Source organism: Streptomyces sp. NPDC015345 (assembly GCF_043078805.1).
GTDB lineage: Bacteria > Actinomycetota > Actinomycetes > Streptomycetales > Streptomycetaceae > Streptomyces.
This window is the reverse complement of record NZ_JBIBTX010000007.1, coordinates 77675-94278: the sequence shown is the minus strand read 5'-3', so window position 1 is coordinate 94278 and position 16604 is coordinate 77675. Positions and strand designations below refer to the sequence as shown.

The 16604-nt window shown below is 71.8% G+C and carries 19 protein-coding genes; 9 read left to right on the top strand and 10 right to left on the bottom strand.

Annotation, left to right across the window (positions count from 1 at the left end; translation table 11 throughout):
- Positions 1-16: 16 nt before the first annotated feature.
- Positions 17-1438 (bottom strand): xylan 1,4-beta-xylosidase, encoded by a 1422-nt coding sequence (locus ACF062_RS27420; RefSeq protein WP_392142175.1) that lies wholly within the window; start codon positions 1436-1438, stop codon positions 17-19.
- Positions 1439-1554: 116 nt separating this feature from the next.
- Between ACF062_RS27420 and ACF062_RS27415 the strand changes: the two genes are divergently transcribed.
- The gene (locus tag ACF062_RS27415; RefSeq protein WP_392142173.1) at positions 1555-2658 is read left to right on the top strand and encodes a DUF5925 domain-containing protein; all 1104 of its coding nucleotides are present in this window, start codon (positions 1555-1557) and stop codon (positions 2656-2658) included.
- A 220-nt stretch (positions 2659-2878) separates the two neighbouring features.
- Positions 2879-3196, top strand: a complete 318-nt coding sequence (locus ACF062_RS27410) for a hypothetical protein (RefSeq protein WP_392142171.1) — start codon at positions 2879-2881, stop codon at positions 3194-3196.
- A gap of 31 nt (positions 3197-3227) precedes the next feature.
- Here the strand turns inward: ACF062_RS27410 and ACF062_RS27405 are convergent, their stop codons facing one another.
- Positions 3228-3608 (bottom strand): GntR family transcriptional regulator, encoded by a 381-nt coding sequence (locus tag ACF062_RS27405; protein WP_392142169.1) that lies wholly within the window; start codon positions 3606-3608, stop codon positions 3228-3230.
- A 145-nt stretch (positions 3609-3753) separates the two neighbouring features.
- Here ACF062_RS27405 and ACF062_RS27400 point away from each other — a divergent pair, with 145 nt between their 5' ends.
- From ACF062_RS27400 to ACF062_RS27390, 3 genes are all read left to right on the top strand, one after another.
- Entirely contained in the window at positions 3754-4692 is a 939-nt protein-coding gene (locus ACF062_RS27400) for a GNAT family N-acetyltransferase (protein ID WP_392142168.1), read from the top strand.
- On the top strand, positions 4673-5170 hold the full coding sequence (locus tag ACF062_RS27395; protein WP_392142166.1) for a DUF402 domain-containing protein: 498 nt from the start codon (positions 4673-4675) through the stop codon (positions 5168-5170). The genes ACF062_RS27400 and ACF062_RS27395 overlap by 20 nt, the downstream gene beginning before the upstream one ends.
- Positions 5171-5272: 102 nt before the next feature.
- Positions 5273-5413 carry a hypothetical protein gene (locus tag ACF062_RS27390; RefSeq protein WP_392142164.1) on the top strand — a complete coding sequence of 47 codons (141 nt, stop codon included), beginning with the start codon at positions 5273-5275 and terminating at the stop codon, positions 5411-5413.
- Positions 5414-5420: 7 nt separating this feature from the next.
- On the opposite strand, the gene ACF062_RS27385 is transcribed toward ACF062_RS27390, so the two are convergent.
- The 4 genes from ACF062_RS27385 to ACF062_RS27370 are packed head-to-tail and all read right to left on the bottom strand — an operon-like array spanning position 5421 to position 8920.
- Complete coding sequence (locus tag ACF062_RS27385) at positions 5421-5903, bottom strand: GNAT family N-acetyltransferase (RefSeq protein ID WP_392142162.1); 483 nt, start codon at positions 5901-5903, stop codon at positions 5421-5423.
- Complete coding sequence (locus ACF062_RS27380) at positions 5900-7408, bottom strand: tripartite tricarboxylate transporter permease (RefSeq protein ID WP_392142160.1); 1509 nt, start codon at positions 7406-7408, stop codon at positions 5900-5902. Before ACF062_RS27380 ends, ACF062_RS27385 begins: the two co-directional genes overlap by 4 nt.
- A gap of 1 nt (position 7409) precedes the next feature.
- The gene (locus ACF062_RS27375; protein WP_392142158.1) at positions 7410-7940 is read right to left on the bottom strand and encodes a tripartite tricarboxylate transporter TctB family protein; all 531 of its coding nucleotides are present in this window, start codon (positions 7938-7940) and stop codon (positions 7410-7412) included.
- Entirely contained in the window at positions 7937-8920 is a 984-nt protein-coding gene (locus ACF062_RS27370) for a Bug family tripartite tricarboxylate transporter substrate binding protein (RefSeq protein ID WP_392142681.1), read from the bottom strand. Before ACF062_RS27370 ends, ACF062_RS27375 begins: the two co-directional genes overlap by 4 nt.
- Before the next feature lie 152 nt (positions 8921-9072).
- Here ACF062_RS27370 and ACF062_RS27365 point away from each other — a divergent pair, with 152 nt between their 5' ends.
- Positions 9073-9759: a response regulator gene (locus ACF062_RS27365; RefSeq protein ID WP_392142156.1), complete on the top strand. Its 687-nt coding sequence runs from the start codon at positions 9073-9075 to the stop codon at positions 9757-9759.
- An 8-nt stretch (positions 9760-9767) separates the two neighbouring features.
- Here ACF062_RS27365 and ACF062_RS27360 read toward each other — a convergent pair whose 3' ends face one another.
- Positions 9768-10574 (bottom strand): AraC family transcriptional regulator, encoded by an 807-nt coding sequence (locus ACF062_RS27360; protein WP_392142154.1) that lies wholly within the window; start codon positions 10572-10574, stop codon positions 9768-9770.
- Between the two features lie 49 nt (positions 10575-10623).
- Between ACF062_RS27360 and ACF062_RS27355 the strand changes: the two genes are divergently transcribed.
- On the top strand, positions 10624-11103 hold the full coding sequence (locus ACF062_RS27355; protein ID WP_392142152.1) for a DUF2000 family protein: 480 nt from the start codon (positions 10624-10626) through the stop codon (positions 11101-11103).
- Between the two features lie 216 nt (positions 11104-11319).
- On the top strand, positions 11320-12354 hold the full coding sequence (locus tag ACF062_RS27350) for a lytic polysaccharide monooxygenase (RefSeq protein WP_392142151.1): 1035 nt from the start codon (positions 11320-11322) through the stop codon (positions 12352-12354).
- A gap of 28 nt (positions 12355-12382) precedes the next feature.
- Here ACF062_RS27350 and ACF062_RS27345 read toward each other — a convergent pair whose 3' ends face one another.
- The 3 genes from ACF062_RS27345 to ACF062_RS27335 all read right to left on the bottom strand — a co-directional run bounded on the left by ACF062_RS27345 (position 12383) and on the right by ACF062_RS27335 (position 15348).
- Positions 12383-13255: an esterase/lipase family protein gene (locus ACF062_RS27345; protein WP_392142150.1), complete on the bottom strand. Its 873-nt coding sequence runs from the start codon at positions 13253-13255 to the stop codon at positions 12383-12385.
- Positions 13256-13429: 174 nt separating this feature from the next.
- Positions 13430-14065 (bottom strand): response regulator, encoded by a 636-nt coding sequence (locus tag ACF062_RS27340; protein ID WP_392142680.1) that lies wholly within the window; start codon positions 14063-14065, stop codon positions 13430-13432.
- A gap of 62 nt (positions 14066-14127) precedes the next feature.
- Positions 14128-15348 carry a sensor histidine kinase gene (locus tag ACF062_RS27335; RefSeq protein ID WP_392142149.1) on the bottom strand — a complete coding sequence of 407 codons (1221 nt, stop codon included), beginning with the start codon at positions 15346-15348 and terminating at the stop codon, positions 14128-14130.
- Positions 15349-15511: 163 nt separating this feature from the next.
- Between ACF062_RS27335 and ACF062_RS27330 the strand changes: the two genes are divergently transcribed.
- Positions 15512-16570, top strand: a complete 1059-nt coding sequence (locus ACF062_RS27330; RefSeq protein WP_223773795.1) for a vWA domain-containing protein — start codon at positions 15512-15514, stop codon at positions 16568-16570.
- The last annotated feature ends 34 nt before the right edge of the window (positions 16571-16604 follow it).

Sequence of the window (16604 nt, the reverse complement as noted above, 5' to 3'; positions counted from 1 at the left end):
GGCAGGGGTGCGGGGCTCAGCGCTGGAGCCACTTCACCTCGTACCCCTCCATGTCGAACCGCTTGCCGTCGACCTTGGCGCTGACACGCCGGTCGAGGGTGTTGACGACGAGCACCGCCTCGTCGTCGGCGAGCACGCGGACGTCCGGCCGGTCGTCGGCGGCGATCGTGACCTGCTCGAACTCCGTGCCGGGGCCGAACTCCGCGCCGAACCGCTCGATGAGCTCCAGCATCGGCAACTCGCGGCCGCCGTCGGCACGTTGGGTGGGCGTCCACAGGCAGCCCGCGCACTTGGCGCCCCGTTTCTGCGGGTTCCAGTAGAAGCCGCTGGTGGCGCCGCCACGGGCCATCGCCATCAGGCCCGACGCCTGGACGGCGACGCGGTGCGCCTCGGACCAGTCGTCGCGGTCGTCCTGGCTGTCGCCCGGCTCCACGTAGTACTCGGCCCACCACAGGGGCAGGCCGCCGGTCCGCTCGCGCACCCACTCGCCGACGGCCGTCAGCTTGTCGGTGGCCTTGAACTCGTCGGGGAACATCTCGTCGTCGGCCGTGTAGCTGGCTCCGTCGACGACGACGAAGTCCGCGCCCGCCTTGTTCTTGTTCCAGTACGTGAAGGCGTCGAGGACCCGCTGGTCCAGGCGGCCCCAAGGGCCCTTGACCTGTGAGGCGTTGGCGCTCTGGCGCGGGTGGACGCTGTCCATGACCAGGTAGGGGCCGCCGACCATGATGTCCTTGTCGACCTTCTTGAGCTCCTTGTGGACGAGGTTGTAGAGCTCGGTGTAGCCCTCGTGGTCCCAGCGGGCCTTCTCGTCGTTCCAGAAGCCCTTGAACTCGTTCCAGACGATGAAGTGGCGTACGTCGGGGTAGCGCCGGGCGATGGTCGCGGCGAGCTTCGCGAAGTCGTCGTAGTGCGCTCGGTCCGGGGCGGTCTCCAGGGCGCGCCGGCTCCAGTCGGTGTTGTCCGCGCCGGGCTCGCCGCCCTTCATCCAGTCGGGGGCGCAGCAGAGGGTGACCACGGGCGTGCCCCGGCTCGCCCGGACGAAGTCGATGCGCCGGTCCATCTCGGAGAAGTCGTAACGTCCCTTGACCGGCTCGGGGTTGCCCGCGCCCCAGCCCATGACGTGCTGGATCTGTGGGACGGGCCGCCGCTGCCCGGCGAGTTCGGCGCGGACGCGTTCGACCGCCGTACGCTCGCCGTCGTCCGCGCTGTACTGGGTGTGGGTGAAGCCCCAGCCCACCTCCGGCGCGGCCGCGCCGGGCGGGAGGGCGGGGGTGCCGTGCACCTTGTCGCCGTCGGGGGTGGTGCCCGCGGTGCTTCCTCCGTCGCCGGGCAGCGTGTTGACCAGAGTGAACACCAGGGCCAGCGCGGTCAGCGCAACGCCGAGCAGTGCGGTGAGCCGCCACCGCCCTGCCCCCGAAAACCACCCATGACGTCCCATCGGCGACCAGCGTATCGGGGGCTTCGGCGGTGGGACAGGTTTCGCCCCACCGCGACAGGACTCGCACCACTGCAAACCGGATGCACGAGGGCGGGTGCGTGCCGGATCATGGCGGCATGTCTGCGAACCCTCACGACGCCCTGCCGATCCGGCTCAACGTCGACGACAGCGACTCTCCGTCGGATGTCGTGGACGCGCTGTTCCTCGGCCGCTTCGCGACGGGCGAGCAGCCCTTCTCGCACAGCGCGAACATCGAGCGCGTCAAGTCCGGCGTGACGCTGCTCCCGCCCGGGGCGACGGTGCTGCGGGCGGCCCGCGACGACGACCGCAGCGCGACGCTCGCCGAGGGCGAGGGGTGGACGCTGCTGATCTCCCGCTGGAACCGCGGCGCGGACGTCACGGTGACGGCGACCGGCGCCGAGCTGGCCGAGCGCGTCCTGAAGCAGGCCACGGAGGGCGCGCAGGACGAGCCCGAGCCCCAGCCGGAGAACGTGACCATGGGGTTCTGGTACGTGTCTCCGCGGCGCGGCCCGCACCGCACCACCCGGCAGATCTCGGCCGGTACGTGGGAGGAGGTGCGGCCCAACTACACGGCGCCGGTGGCGGACGCGATGGACAAGCTGATGAAGACGACGCCGGAGGACATCTCCGGGCGCCTGCTGCTCCTGCACGGGCCGCCGGGCACGGGCAAGACGTCGGCGCTGCGGACGCTGGCCCGGTCGTGGCGCGACTGGTGCCAGGTGGACTGCGTGCTGGATCCGGAGCGGCTCTTCAGTGACGTCGGTTATCTGATGGACATCGCGATCGGTGAGGACGACGGCACGGCGAAGGGGCGCTGGCGGCTGCTGCTCCTGGAGGACTGCGACGAGCTGATCCGCGGCGAGGCGAAGCACACGGCGGGGCAGGCGCTGTCCCGTCTCCTCAACCTCACGGACGGACTGCTCGGCCAGGGCCGCAACGTCCTGGTGGGCGTCACGACCAACGAGGACCTGGAGCGCCTGCACCCGGCGGTCGTCCGCCCCGGCCGCTGCCTGGCCCGCATCGAGGTCGGCGCGCTGACCCGCCCCGAGGCGGTGGAGTGGCTCGGCACGGAGGAGGGCGTCTCCCGTGACGGCGCCACCCTCGCCGAGCTCTTCGCCCTGCGGCGCGGCACGACGCCGACCTCGGTCCCGGACCAGCGGGAAGGGCGGACGGAGGCGGACGCGGGGCTGTATCTGTGACGGTTCAATCGCACATCCATGGCATTCTCGATGACACTTCCGCCTCCCGATTCTCGTCGGCACCCCAGGTCACGACCTGTGCGGACGCTCTGGTGCGCCCCGGTCGGCCAGGTCTACGTTCGGGTCCACGATGCCCGGACCGGGGCATCACGACCTAGATCACGACCTACATCACGACCTAGGGGGAACATTGCGCAAGCTCATTGCGTCGGCCGCAGGCATGGCTCTCGCTCTCAGCGCCGTCGGACTCGCCGTGGCTCCCGGCGCCGCCGCGGCAACGCCCTGTCCGTCGGGAGCGGTCTGCATCCGTGAGGCGAACGGCACCATCCTGACCAAGAACATCTTCTACCGCTACGGCGCCCACAACCTGTCCAACGTGACCGGCGTCCGCGTGATCGTCAACAACCAGACCGGAGGCGCCGGCTTCCAGATCTGCAAGGGGTACAACGGAACCAACTGCTACCCCGTGCAGCGCTACGTGGGCGAATACGCGCCGTACGACTTCACGCCGATCAACTCGGTCGTGCTCGTGCGGTGAGGCAGTCCGCGGGAGGGCCTGTCGCGGCGCCCTAGCCGGACGTCCCGTACGCGGCGCGCACGGCGTCGCGTACGGCGGCCAGGGCGTCGTCCTCGGAGAGGCCGAGCCGCCGGACCCGCTCGGCATACGCCTGCGCGGCGTTGGACGCCTCCTTCGCGGCGGCGTCCCCCGCGGCGGCGACGAACGTGCCGTTGCGGCCCCGGGTCTCGATGACCCCGTCGGCCTCAAGGGCCCGGTAGGCCTTGGCCACCGTGTTCGCCGCGAGCCCCAGCGACTGGGCGAGCCCCCGCACCGTGGGCAGCTTGTAGCCGACGGGCAGCTCGCCCGAGCGCGCCTGTCCGGCGATCTGGGCCCGCACCTGCTCGTAGGGCGCGTCGCCCGCGTCCGCGTCGATGTCGATCTTCAAAGTCACGGAGCGATTGTCCCGCACGACTTGCCTCCGGCCGCACACGTCACCCGGCGGAAAACCGGCGCGCCCCGCCTTGACCCCGGGAGTGCCGAGTGCCCCCGGAAAATGGGAGGCACCCCCGCGTGCCCCCCGCGTACCGTGCGGGCCCATGACTGTGATCGTCCGAGCCCTCCGCACTGATGCCGTCACCGCCGCGGCGGACGACGCGGGTTTCGCCGCCGTACGGCGGGCGTGTGTGCCGGCCATGCTCGCCACCCCCGAGTCCGTGTCCTTCGACCGCGCGCACGCCCATCCGGACTCCAGCTACCGGCAGTTGATCGCCGAGGCCGACGGCGAGGTCATCGGTACGGCGCAGGTGGGCATCGCCTACGACAGCCCCGAGCCGGGCCAGGGCTTCGCCAACGTCTACGTGCACCCGCGGCGGCTCGGTACCGGCGCCGGAACGCTCCTGCTGCGCACCGCCGAGGAACATCTGGCGGACGCGGGCGCCACCACCGTCTACTCGTGGGTGCTCGACGAGCCGGCGAACCTCGCCTTCGCCGCCCGCCACGGCTACCGCGCGAGCCGTCGCGCGCACTTCCTGCGCCTGGACCTCGCGCACGGCACGCTGCCGCCCCGCCGGGAGCCGCCCGCCGGGGTGGAGCTGATCAGCGGCTCGGTGTACGCGGACGACGCGCGGCCGCTCTTCGCGCTCGACGCGGAGACGGTGGCGGACGAACCCGGCGACGTGGCCGCCGAGTTCACCGACTACGAGCACTGGCTCGCCGAGACCTGGCACCATCCGCTGGTCAGCCAGGAGCTCACCACGGTGGCCCTGGTGGACGGCCGCCCCGCGGCGTTCAGCCTGGCCCGCACGGACGGCGCGGGCCGCTACGCCTCCGGCATGACGGGCACGGCGCGCGCCCACCGCGGCCGGGGCCTCGCCAAGCTCGCGAAGAACGACTCCCTGCACCGCGCCCGCGCGGCCGGCTGCACGGAGGCGTTCACGGGCAACGACGCGGGGAACGAACCGATGCTGGCGATCAACGACTGGTTCGGCTACCAGGTCTGCGGTACGGAGGTGCGCCATGTCCGAGACCTCGGCTGAGGCCCTGACCACCCTGGAGGTCGTCCTCGTCAAGGCCGGCCGCACCAAGATCCGCTACCCGGCCGGGCTCCTCCAGGACGACGGCACCCGGATCACGGTCCGGGCCCCCTGGGCGGCCCCCGGCGTCCGCGACTTCGGCTTCGTCCGCTTCGAACCGGGCGACGTCTTCACCGAGCACTACTGGCGCGACCGGTGGTACGCGATCAAGGAGGTGTACGCCGCCGACGGCACTCTCAAGGGCTGGTACTGCGACGTGACGCGCCCCGCGGCCCGCGACGGCTCACTCCTGACGGTGGAGGACCTGGACCTCGACCTGTGGTGCTCGGCGGACGGCGCGACGGTCCTGCGCCTGGACGAGGACGAGTTCGAGGCAAGCACCCTGCCCACCAAGGACCCCACCGCCGCGTCGGCGGCCCTGCGCGCCCTCACCGAACTGGAGTCGTTGGCGCGTGGGGGGCTTCTGCCAAGGGGGTCGTAGCCCGCCCCGGCCGCCGGTTCGGGCAGGTGCTCGATCAGAAAGGTGGGGCGGGGAGGTCTAGCGCGCCGCTTCGGTGGACATCGGTAAGGCAGGGAGGCAGCCATGCGCCGAGTGACCACGCACAAGCCCGTCGGCAAGTCCGTCAGCCGCCGGGTGCGGGAACGCCAGGAAGCCGAGGTCCAGCCGAGGGAGAGGCCGGAGGTCCGCAAGGACGTCCAGCGGACCTGGTGGCCGGACGGATGAGATCCCCTCAAGTGGTCAGCCGCTTGCGGTAGTGCAGCCGGTCGTACGGGCCCTCGACGCGCCGCTCCACGAGGTCGTACCCGTACCGGGGGTAGATCTTCTGGTTCTCCCACATCAACGCGTTGGTGTAGAGGCGGACTTCGGGCAGCCCGAGGGACCGCGCGTGGGCGTCCACGAAGGTGAGCAGGTGTCGGCCCACCCCTTGCCCCGCCGCATCGGGGTGGACCGCGATGGAGTACAGGAAGAGGTGTGCGTCCTCGCTCGGTTCGGGGAGGGGGTCGAGGACCAGCAGCCCGACGACCGGGTCCCCGGTGACGTACACCCGCCCCGCCGCCACATCGGCCGCGTGATCCGATTCCATCGGCGCGGGGACGCGCCCGATGCGTTCGATGTAGTGGTGGTAGGCCGCGTCGGTCACCGCTTTCACGGCGGGCACGTCGGCGGCGGTGGCGAGGCGGATGTCCGTGAAGGTGCCGGGTGTCGTCGTCATGCCTCCACGTCTACGTCACGGCGACGTGCCCGTACCAGTGCCTTCTTCCACAACGGCCACGTCACGATGAGGACGACGAGGCCATAGACCGTCACGGAGAACGGCGTGTCGACGAGCCCGGCGACGCTGCCGTCGCTGATCTGGAGGGCGCGGCGCAGCTGTTGCTCGGCGTTGGGACCGAGGATGACGCCGATGACGGCGGGCGGGACGGGCAGGCCGTAGCGCCGCATGCCGAAGCCGATCAGGCCGATGACGAGCAGGATGACGAGGTCGACCGGTTCGCCGCCGACCGCGTAGGCGCCGACCGCGGCGAAGAACAGGATGCCCGCGTAGAGGTAGGGCCGCGGGATGCGCAGCAGCTTCGCCCAGAGGGGGGCGAGGGGCAGGTTCAGGGCCAGCAGGAGCACCATCCCCACGAACAGGGAGGCGATCAGGCCCCAGACCAGATCTGGTTCGCGTTCGAAGAGCAGCGGGCCGGGCTGGATGCCGTACTGCTGGAAGGCGGCGAGCATCACGGCGGCGACGGCGGTCGTGGGCAGGCCGAGCGTCAGCATGGAGACGAGGGTGCCCGCGGCGGACGCGGACGACGCCGACTCGGGGCCCGCGACGCCTTCGATGGCGCCCTTGCCCCACTCGTCCTTGTGCTTGGAGAGGCGTTTTTCGGTGACGTAGGAGAGGAAGGTGGGGATCTCCGCGCCGCCGGCCGGGATCGCGCCGAACGGGAAGCCGATGAGAGGGCCGCGCAGCCAGGACTTCCACGTACGTCGTACGTCGGCCTTGCCGAGCCAGGGGCGGCCGACGGGGATCGCCTCGGCGCTGGTGCGGCGCAGGTGCGCGGCGACCCACAGGGCCTCGCCGATCGCGAAGAGACCGACCGCGACGATCACCACGTCGATGCCGTCGGCGAGTTGGAGCGAGCCGAACGTCAACCGCTGCTGGCCCGTCATCTGGTCGAGTCCGACCAGGCCGATCGTGAGGCCGATCAGGAGCGAGGCGAGACCGCGGATGCGGGAGGAGCCGAGGACGGAGGTGACCGCGATGAACGCGAGCACCATGATCGCGAAGTAGTCGGGCGCGCCGATGCCCACGGCGAGGTCGGCGACGGTCGGGGCGAGCGCCACCAGGAGGAGCGTGCCGATCATGCCGCCCGCGAAGTGGCCGATGGCGGCGGCCGCGAGGGCCTGGGAGCCGCGTCCCGCCTTGGCCATCGGATGGCCTTCCATGGCGGCGACGACGGCGGCGCTCTCGCCGGGGGTGTTGAGCAGGATCGAGGTGGTCGAGCCGCCGAACATGGCCCCGTAGTAGATGCCGGCGAACATGATGAAGGCGCCGGTCGGTTCGAGTCCGTACGTCACCGGGAGCAGCAGGGCGACCGCCATCGCGGGCCCGATGCCGGGCAGCACGCCGATGGCGGTGCCGAGGAGGACGCCGACGGCGGCCCACAGGAGGTTGACCGGGGTGAGGGCCGTGCCGAAGCCGTCGATGAGGGAGGTGAAGGCGTTCATGTCACAGCGCTCCCATCAGGGGGCCGCCCGGCAGCGGAACGCCGAGCAGGTTGTTGAAGATCACGTACGTGACGACGGAGAGCACGGCGGCGATCAGCGGGTCGCGGTCGAGGTGGCGGCTGCCGAGCGCGTACGCGGAGCCCCAGAAGAGCAGGGCGCCGGTGACGGGGAAGCCGAGCGGTTCGATGAGGACGGCGGCGGCGAGGAAGACGCCCGCGAGGAGCAGCACGGTGCGCCAGTCGGCGGGTTCGGACAGGTCGATGTCCTCGCCGCTCTCGGCCTCCCCGCGGCCGCCGCGCAGTACGTCGACGGCGAGGAGCAGGGCGACGACGAGCAGGCCGATGCCGACGGCGACCGGCACGGTCTTCGGGCCGATGGGGCCGCGCTGGGCGATCTCCACGTCCATGGTGAGCGCGTCTGTCAGGACGAGCGCGCCGAGGGCAAGCAGCAGGACACTGACGCCGAGTTCGGAGTGCTCGCGCAGCCAGGCGCGGCGGTCCGGGCGCTCGGGGGTGACGTCGGTGGTGGTCACAGGCCCAGCTCCTTCAGCACCGAGACGACGCGCTTGTCCTGGGCGTCCAGGAAGTCGCCGAACTTCTCGCCGGCCAGGAACGCGTCGTCCCAGCCGTTGGTCTTGAGGGACTTGCGCCACTCGGGCGAGGCGTGCAGCTTCTTGATCAGTACGGTGAGCTTCTCGCGCTCGGCGTCGCTGAGGCCGGGCGGGGCGACGATGCCGCGCCAGTTGGTGAACTCCACGTCGTAGCCGGACTCCTTGAGGGTGGGCCCGTCCAGGCCGCGCACCCGCTTCGGCCCGGTCACGGCGAGCAGGCGCAGCTCCCCGGACTTGATCTGGTCCAGGTACTCGCCGACTCCGGAGACGCCGAAGGCGACCTTGCTGCCGAGGATGGAGGCGAGCAGTTCGCCGCCGCCGTCGAAGGGCACGTAGTTGACCTTCTTCGGCTCGATCCCGGCGGCGCGCGCCATCAGCATCGGGGCGAGGTGGTCGGGGCCGCCGGGCGCGGAGCCGCCGCCGACGGGCAGTTTGCCGGGGTTCTTCTTCCAGGCCCCGATGAGCTGGCCGATGGTCTTGTACGGGGAGTTCTTGGCGACCACGACGACGTCCTGCTCCTCGGTGAGCCGGGCGATCGGGGTGGTGTCGGAGAGGGTCTTCGGGGAGTGGTTGGAGCGTGCGGCGCCGACGACGCCGAGCCCCATGGACATGGCGAGCTTGCCGTTGCCGTGCTCGCCGACGAGCCGGGTCAGGCCGACGGTGCCGCCTGCGCCGGGCAGGTTGAACACCTCGATGTTGTGGGTGAGTCCGGCGTCCTCGGCGTTCTTGGCCGCGGTGCGGGCGGTGATGTCGTAGCCGCCGCCGGGGGTGTTGGGGACCATGAAGCGCAGGCCGGGGATCTGGGTGCCGGTCTCGGCGCCGCTGCCCGCGGTGAGCAGGGGCGGCGCCACGAGCGTGAGGAGCGCGGCGCCGAGCAGGGCCAGGGGTGTGCGCAGGCGCACGGGTGCCACCACCAGTCGGTACGTCGAAGGGACCTTGCGGGGGACATGCGGGTGTGAGGTGGCCCACATGTTGCCCGGGCGTCGACGACCTGTCTCTCTTCCGGAACCTATGGACGTTGTGGTCGTTGTGGTCACGCCCATAGCCTGCGGCGATGACAAGGGTCCTGGTCGTGGACGACGACTTCATGGTCGCCAAGCTGCACAGCCGGTACGTCGCCGCGGTGGCCGGATGCACCGTGGTCGGCGCCGCCCACACCGGCGCCGAGGCGCTCGGCGCGGCGGAGCGGCTCCGCCCCGACCTCGTGCTCCTCGACGTCTATCTGCCCGACATGGACGGGCTCGCGGTGCTCCGGGAGCTGCGGGCCGCCGAGGAGCGTGATCCGGGGCGCCGGCCGGTGGACGCCCTGTTCATCACGGCGGCGCGGGACGCCCGGATCGTACGGGCGGCGCTGCGCGCGGGGGCCCTGCACTATCTGATCAAGCCGTTCAACCAGGCGGCGCTGCAAGAGCAGTTGCGGCACGTGGCGGCGGTGCGGGCACGGCTCGACGGGCTCGGTCAGGCGCGCCAGGAGGACGTGGACCAGATCTTCGGCGCGCGGCCGCCCGGCTCCCGGGAGCTGCCGAAGGGCCTCGCGGCCCACACCGCGGAGCTGGTGGAGCAGACCCTTCGGGAGCATCCCGGGGGCCTGTCGGCCTCGGAGTGCGCGGCGGCGGGCTCGCTCTCCCGCGTGAGCGCCCGCCGCTACCTGGAGTTCTTCGTGGACACGGGCCGCGCCGAGGTGACGCTGCGCTACGGCGGGACGGGGCGGCCGGAGCGGCGGTACCGGTGGCTGGGGTGAGAGCGTCGTCAGCGGCCGCGGGCGTAGCGGCCCGGGGGGACGCCCACCACTCGCTTGAAGTGCCGGGTCAGATGTGACTGGTCGTAGAAGCCGCAGGCCGCCGCCGTCTCGCCGGGCGGCCGTCCGGCCAGCAGGAGGCGCCGCGCCCGGTCCACGCGGCGGGCCATCAGGTACTGGTGCGGGGCGATGCCGTACGCCGCCGTGAAGGAGCGCACCAGGTGCGCCGGGTGCGCGTGCAGGCGACCGGCGGCCTCCTCCAGGGCGATGCCCTCGACCACGCGTGCGTCAAGGAGTTCGCGCAGGGCGGCCGCGACCCGGCGGTCGGGGGCGGGTCCGGTCGCCCCGGCCAGGCGGGGACGCAGCCGCTCGCGCAGCCGCTCCGCGACGAGCGCGAGCCGGGCGGCCGCCTCCAGTTCGTCGCCCGGGTGCGCGAGGGCCCTGTGGAGCTGTCCGATGCGGCGCCGCAGCAGCGGGTCGACGAGGTCGGGGGCGTCCGCGGCGGGTCCGATGAACGAGGTGTCGAGCGGCCCGTCCTCCGTCGCCTCCAGGTACAGGACGCGCTTGCGGAAGCCGTCCGGGGTGGCCGCGGAGCCGTTGTGCGGGACCTGGGGCGGCAGCAGCGAGACCGTGCCGAGCGGGGTGCCGTGCGGGTTCCGCTCCAGGTCGTAGCGGACCGCGCCCTCGTCGACGATCAGCAGCGTCCAGGTGTCGTGCACGTGCATCGGGTAGGAGTGGCGCGTGAAGTGGGCGTGGAAGACCTCCGTCACTCCCCGCACCGCGGGGCGCCACGCGGTGATCTTCTCGCCGGCCGCCATGCAAAGAACGTACAAGACCGGGGCGCGCGGTGATCGGCAGTCTCGACGCATGAGCACAGACACCGCCACCGCGCCTACTCCCCTCGCTGCCACCGCCGCCGCCACCGACCGGCCGCCCGTCCGCTTCGACACCAAGATCGCCGTACTGCTCCGGGACGACCTGGAGAGCTGGCAGCGGCTGAACGTGACCGCGTTCCTCGTGAGCGGGCTCGGCACACGGCTGCCCGAACTCGTCGGGGAGCCGTACGAGGACGCCGACGGCACCGCCTACCTGCCGATGTTCCGGCAGCCGGTGCTCGTCCTCGAAGGCGGCAAGGAGGTGCTGACCGCCGCCCGCGGGCGCGCGCTGGGGCGGGGCCTGCCGTGCTCGGTGTTCACCTCCGGCCTGTTCGCCACCGGCAACGACACCGACAACCGGGCGGCCGTCCGCGCCGTCGCCGGGGACGAGTTGGACGTGGTGGGGCTCGCCGTCCATGGGCCGCGGGGCGCGGTCGACAAGGTGCTGAAGGGGGCGCGGATGCACCCGTGACCGGGGCTCCACCTGAGCCCTTGGTTAGCCCTCCCTTAAACGCACCATAAGGATCTCCGTTTCCCCTCCTCAGCAGGGGATCTCGCGGATCTCAGGGGTTAGCTTTCCGGTCACCGGGGCGGTGCCGAACCGTCGGTGCCGCTGGTGATCGGGGGGCGGTGCCGCCCGTTCGCCACCGCCCCCGCCCCCCTGAACCGCCGTTTGAGGAGAACCCGCATGCCCGCACGCCGCAAGGCCGCCACGATCGCCGCCGCCGGAGTCGCCCCGCTCGCCCTGACCGCTCTGACCGTCCTGCCTGCGCAGCCCGCCGCCGCGCACGGTTCGATGACGGATCCGGTCAGCCGCGTCTCGGCCTGCTTCCAGGAGGGCCCGGAGTCCCCGGAGTCGGCCGCCTGCAAGGCCGCCGTCGCCGCGAGCGGCACGCAGGCCTTCTACGACTGGAACGGCGTGAACATCGCCAACGCCGCCGGGAAGTCGAGGCAGATCATCCCCGACGGCAAGCTGTGCAGCGCGGGCAACGACAAGTACAAGGGCCTCGACCTGCCGCGCGCCGACTGGCCGTCCAGCGAGCTGTCCGCCGGGAACCACACCTTCCGCTACAAGGGCACCGCCCCGCACAGGGGTTCCTTCGCGCTGTACGTCACGAAGGCGTCGTACGACCCGACGAAGCCCCTGAAGTGGTCGGACCTGGAGGAGAAGCCCTTCGTCGAGGTCAAGGACCCGAAGATGGAGAACGGCGACTACGTCTTCGACGGCAAGGTCCCCGCCCGGTCGGGCCGCCACCTGATCTACTCGATCTGGCAGCGCTCGGACTCCCCCGAGGCGTTCTACACCTGCTCCGACGTCGTCTTCGGCAAGGACACCGGCGGCTCCGGCTCCGCCCCCGCCCCTGCCGCGTCGGCTCCCTCGGACGAGGAGATCGCGGCGGGCGCCGAGAAGTCCTCGGTCGAGCACCACGGCCACGGCGACTCCGACGCGAAGACGGGTGCCAAGGCCACGGAGGCCGCCCCGGCCGCCGATGCCGGGAAGGCCTCCGGTGAGGCCGGCGTCGCGGAGGCTCCCGGCAACGAGCCCGAGGTGAACGGCGGCGCCGAGAAGCCCGCCACCGCCACCGGCGGCAACCTCGCCGAGACCGGCGGCGACAGCACCACCTCGTACATCGCGATGGGCGGTGCCGCCGCTCTCGCTGTCGGCGCGGCGGCGCTGTTCGCCACGACGCGCCGCCGCGCGGCCGGACGCCACGGCCGATGAGACGCCTGAACCGCCCGGCGATGTCCTCCTAGGACAAGCACGTGCTCGGGGTGGCGTGCGCCGGATCCAGCGCGTTCGCCACCTCGTGGTGGGCGACGCAGTCCAGGATGCCGACGGCCACATGCTCGGAGACGTCGGCGCGGCACAGGTCCTGGACGGTGACGTTGCGTACGCCGGGGCCGTCGAGGAACTGGCTGCGGTACGGGGTGACCACCTCGTCGTACTTGGTGGCGATGACGGTGTAGCGCACACCCGGCACGGTGTCCCCGCCCGCGTTGAGCTTCGTCAGGAATGGCGATCCGGCCACCTGGTCGGCGAGGGCCGGCGTCTTGGTGGTCAGCAGGTCCTCGACGCCGGGGAAGTACGGCAGCAGCCTGGTGAGGCCGAGCAGGGTGGTGCCGTGGTTGTCGGGAGCGAGGCCGATGAGGGCGTTCACCTTGTCCGCGCCGCCGAGGAACTTGAGGTAGTGACGGGGCATCATGCCGCCCTGCGAGTGGCCGACGAGGTCCGCCTCCTTCGCGCCCGTCGAGGCGAGCACCTTGTCGACGAAGCCGTCGAGCTGCTCGGCCGACTTCTCGATGGGCCCGAGCCCGTGGAAGAACGGCACGCCCTCCAACTGGCCGTAGTCCAGGGAGTAGACGCAGTAGCCGCGCGCGACGAGATAGGGCGCGAGGACGAGCCAGTTGTCCACGGAGTTCCCGAAGGTGCCGTGCACGAGGACGACGGGGCGGGGATGCGCGGCGGACGGCTCGCAGTCGTAGTCGTTCCAGCCCCTCGACACGGAGGCGGTGGCGGCCGGTGGCGTGGTGTCGGCGGTGGCCGCCGGGGCGAGGGTGGTGGCCGCGCCCGTGATGAGCAGGGCGGCGGCGAGCGCGCGCAGGGCGCGTCTCCAGGGCAGCATCGTGTGATCTCCTCGCGGCTCAAGGAAGGTGCGATGGCGGGATGCCCCGGGATCCGGATCACCAGGCTGTTGCGTACACGACAAGCTACGCGCCGGTAGATGAGGAGTGAAGTCGCGCGTCGGCAAAACTTCCAGTGTTCACTGGCACGGTTCCGGTGACGCCACCCTCCGCCGTCACCGCGGTGGAGCCACCAGGCCCGCCTCGTAGGCGATGATGACCAGCTGGACCCGGTCGCGGGCGTCGAGCTTGGTGAACAGGCGTGCCACGTGCGCCTTCACCGTGGCCACGGTGATGAAGAGCTGGGCGGCCACCTCGGCGTTGGACAGGCCGCGCCCGATGAGGGTGAGGACCTCGCGCTCCCGGCCGGTGATGCCCTCCACCGCGGCCTTCACCCCGCCCTTCATCCCGCCCGCCACCGAGTGCGGCGCCGACGGCGGGCCCGGCTCGGGGCGGGCGGCGAACTCCTCGATCAGACGCCGGGTGACACTCGGCGCGATCAGCCCGTCCCCGGCGGCGACCACGCGGATCGCCGCGAGGATGTCCTCCAGGGCCATGTCCTTGACGAGGAAGCCGCTCGCGCCTGCCCGGAGCGCGCCGTAGACGTACTCGTCGTCGTCGAAGGTGGTCAGGACGAGGACACGGACCGATCCCCCGCCCTCCTTGATCAGGCGGGTGGCCTCGATGCCGTCCATGCCGGGCATGCGGATGTCCATGACGACGACGTCGGGGCGTACGTCCCTGGCCAGGCGCACCGCTTCGGTGCCCGTGCCCGCCTCCCCCACGACGTCGATGTCCGGGGCGTCGGCCATCAGGACGCGCAGGCCCGCGCGGACCAGCGGCTGGTCGTCGGCGAGGACGACGCGGACCGCCGTCACCGGGTCTCCCCCGTGGGCACGGGCAGCCGGGCCGTCACCCGGAAGCCGCCCTCGGGGCGCGGCCCGGCGGTGAAGCGGCCGTGCAGCAGGGCGGCGCGCTCGCGCATGCCGACGATGCCGTACCCGGCGCCCGCGGGCAGCCCGCCACGGCCGTCGTCCTCGACCTCCACGCCCACCTCGTCGGCGCCGTACTCGACGGTCACCCGGCAGGTGTCGGCGCCCGCGTGCCGTACGACGTTGGTGAGGGCCTCCTGGAGGATCCGGAACGCCGCCAGGTCGATGTCGGCGGGCAGCGGCCGCTGTTCGCCCCGCAGGCGCACGGCGGCGCGGACCCCGGCGTCGCGCGTCGAGGCGACGAGGCGGTCGAGGCCGGCGAGGCCCGGGGTGGGGGCCAGGGGCAGGGCGCCCTCCGCCGGCTCCGCCCCTGGCCCTGTGGGCCGGCGCAACGCGACCAGGGTGCGCCGCAGCCCCGCGAGGGCCTCCCTGCTGGTGGCCTCGACGATGGTGAGGGCGTTGCGTGCCTCGGCGGGCTGGGTGTCGATGACGCGGCTGCCGACGCCCGCCTGGATGGCGATGACGCCGATGCTGTGCGCGATCATGTCGTGCAACTCCCTTGCGATGCGCAGCCGTTCGGCGGTGACCGCCTGCTCGGCGGTCTGCGCGGCGAGCGCCTCGGCGTGCGTACGGCGCTCACGCACGGATTCGCCCCCCAGCCACGCGGCGAGCACCGCAAGGGCGAGGAACACGGCGAGCTGCACGGCTCGGGCCGGGGTCTGCCCGAGGTAGGTCAGATGCGTGCCGAACTGCGCGCCCAGCGCCAAGGCCGCCGCCGCGACCGAGGTGCGGCGCGGCCGGGTGGCGGCGATGTAGCCGACGGCGAGATCGCCGAGCAGCACCTGGAGGTAGGCCACCTCCATGTTCTGCGTCTGCGTGCGCGCGGCGGCCCACCCGGCGAGCAGCAGCATGAGCGCGGGCAGCGGCCTGCTTCGCAGGAGCGCGGCGACCAGCGCGGTGAGGACGATCAGCGGGGCGACGGTCAGGGCACTGAAACCGCCGCGCCCGTCGAGCATCACGAAGTACACGGCGAAGGGGTAGCCGAGCCCGGCGCACCAGGCCACCGGCGTCAGCCGCACACGCGGCCGCCAAGCGCGCGGCACCCACTCGGCGGTGACGGACGGTGAGGCCGGCAGAGCGGGGGCGCCCCGCGTCGCATGCATGACCCGATCGTAGGCGCACCGCCCTGACCTGGGCATGGGCCCGCGGACTTACGTCCACGGGCTACCCCTTGAAGCGCCGGACGGCGTTGTCAGTGCCTCCTCATAGAGTGAAATCACTTCGGCAAGCTGCCTCGGCAAGCCGCCTCGTAGAAGGAGCAGAGCCATGTCCGCCAACAGGATCCAGCACAAGGTCAATCACGTCGCGCTGGTCGTGGACTGTTCGGGTTCCATGCGGCCGCATCAGGACCAACTCGTGCGTGTCGTGGACGAGTTCGTGGCCGGCCTCAAGGCCGAGTCGGACAGCCTCGGCCACGAGACGCGGATCAGCCTCTACTCCTTCGACCACCGGGTGGAGAACCTGGTGTGGGACATGGACGTGAAGCACCTGCCGTCCATGCGAGGCCTGTACCGCGTCAACAACGGCGCCACGGCCCTCATCGAGGCCTCCCTGAAGTCCCTGGACGACCTGGGACACATATGGGAGGAGTACGGCGAGCACAGCTTCCTCCAGATCGTGGTGACGGACGGCGAGGAGAACGCCTCGGGCGGCGACCGGCGCCACGACGGCGACATGACCATCCTCGGCCCCTGGCTCGACAGGATCGCGGCGAAGATGGGCGGGCTTCCCGAGCACTGGACGTCCGCGATCCTCGTCCCGAACTCCCTGGCCAAGCGGACCGCGCAGAACTACGGCTTCCCGGCCGGCAACATCGCCATCTGGGACGCGGATTCCCAGGAGGGCGTCGAGGAGGCCATCGGCACCGTGCGCGCCGCCGCCACCAGCTTCCTGCGGGCCCGCGAGAAGGGGGTGCGCGGCACCAAGAACCTCTTCGCCGTCGGCCAGGACATCTCGATCGACGAGGTCCGGGCGAACCTCGAACCGATTCCGGCGAACAAGTACCGGCTCCTGAAGGTGGACAAGGAGGCCGAGATCCGCCCCTTCGTCGACTCGCACCCAGGTGTGACGTATGAACGCGGCGCCTGCTACTACCAGTTGGGCGCCCGCGCCCAGGTCCAGCCGAACAAGGAGGTCATCGTGGTCGAGAAGGACACCGACCGTGCCTACACCGGCGACGCGGCGCGCAGCCTCCTGTTCGGTACGGGCATCCAGGGCACCGTCTCGGTGAAGGCGGGGAACAACCCCAAGCTGGAGGTCTATGTGCAGAGCCGTTCGGTGAACAGGAAGCTCAAGCCGAACACGCGGCTGCTCATCATGCTCTGAGGATGCCGTGAAGGTGCGCTGAGGTCCCGCGCGG

Bases quoted from the DNA above. Each gene is read 5' to 3' on its own strand.
- ACF062_RS27420 (WP_392142175.1), bottom strand. From the start codon at position 1,438: ATGGGACGTCATGGGTGGTTTTCGGGGGCAGGGCGGTGGCGGCTCACC.
- ACF062_RS27415 (WP_392142173.1), top strand. From the start codon at position 1,555: ATGTCTGCGAACCCTCACGACGCCCTGCCGATCCGGCTCAACGTCGAC.
- ACF062_RS27410 (WP_392142171.1), top strand. From the start codon at position 2,879: ATGGCTCTCGCTCTCAGCGCCGTCGGACTCGCCGTGGCTCCCGGCGCC.
- ACF062_RS27400 (WP_392142168.1), top strand. From the start codon at position 3,754: ATGACTGTGATCGTCCGAGCCCTCCGCACTGATGCCGTCACCGCCGCG.
- ACF062_RS27395 (WP_392142166.1), top strand. From the start codon at position 4,673: ATGTCCGAGACCTCGGCTGAGGCCCTGACCACCCTGGAGGTCGTCCTC.
- ACF062_RS27390 (WP_392142164.1), top strand. From the start codon at position 5,273: ATGCGCCGAGTGACCACGCACAAGCCCGTCGGCAAGTCCGTCAGCCGC.
- ACF062_RS27385 (WP_392142162.1), bottom strand. From the start codon at position 5,903: ATGACGACGACACCCGGCACCTTCACGGACATCCGCCTCGCCACCGCC.
- ACF062_RS27380 (WP_392142160.1), bottom strand. From the start codon at position 7,408: ATGAACGCCTTCACCTCCCTCATCGACGGCTTCGGCACGGCCCTCACC.
- ACF062_RS27365 (WP_392142156.1), top strand. From the start codon at position 9,073: ATGACAAGGGTCCTGGTCGTGGACGACGACTTCATGGTCGCCAAGCTG.
- ACF062_RS27360 (WP_392142154.1), bottom strand. From the start codon at position 10,574: ATGGCGGCCGGCGAGAAGATCACCGCGTGGCGCCCCGCGGTGCGGGGA.
- ACF062_RS27355 (WP_392142152.1), top strand. From the start codon at position 10,624: ATGAGCACAGACACCGCCACCGCGCCTACTCCCCTCGCTGCCACCGCC.
- ACF062_RS27350 (WP_392142151.1), top strand. From the start codon at position 11,320: ATGCCCGCACGCCGCAAGGCCGCCACGATCGCCGCCGCCGGAGTCGCC.
- ACF062_RS27345 (WP_392142150.1), bottom strand. From the start codon at position 13,255: ATGCTGCCCTGGAGACGCGCCCTGCGCGCGCTCGCCGCCGCCCTGCTC.
- ACF062_RS27340 (WP_392142680.1), bottom strand. From the start codon at position 14,065: ATGGCCGACGCCCCGGACATCGACGTCGTGGGGGAGGCGGGCACGGGC.
- ACF062_RS27335 (WP_392142149.1), bottom strand. From the start codon at position 15,348: ATGCATGCGACGCGGGGCGCCCCCGCTCTGCCGGCCTCACCGTCCGTC.
- ACF062_RS27330 (WP_223773795.1), top strand. From the start codon at position 15,512: ATGTCCGCCAACAGGATCCAGCACAAGGTCAATCACGTCGCGCTGGTC.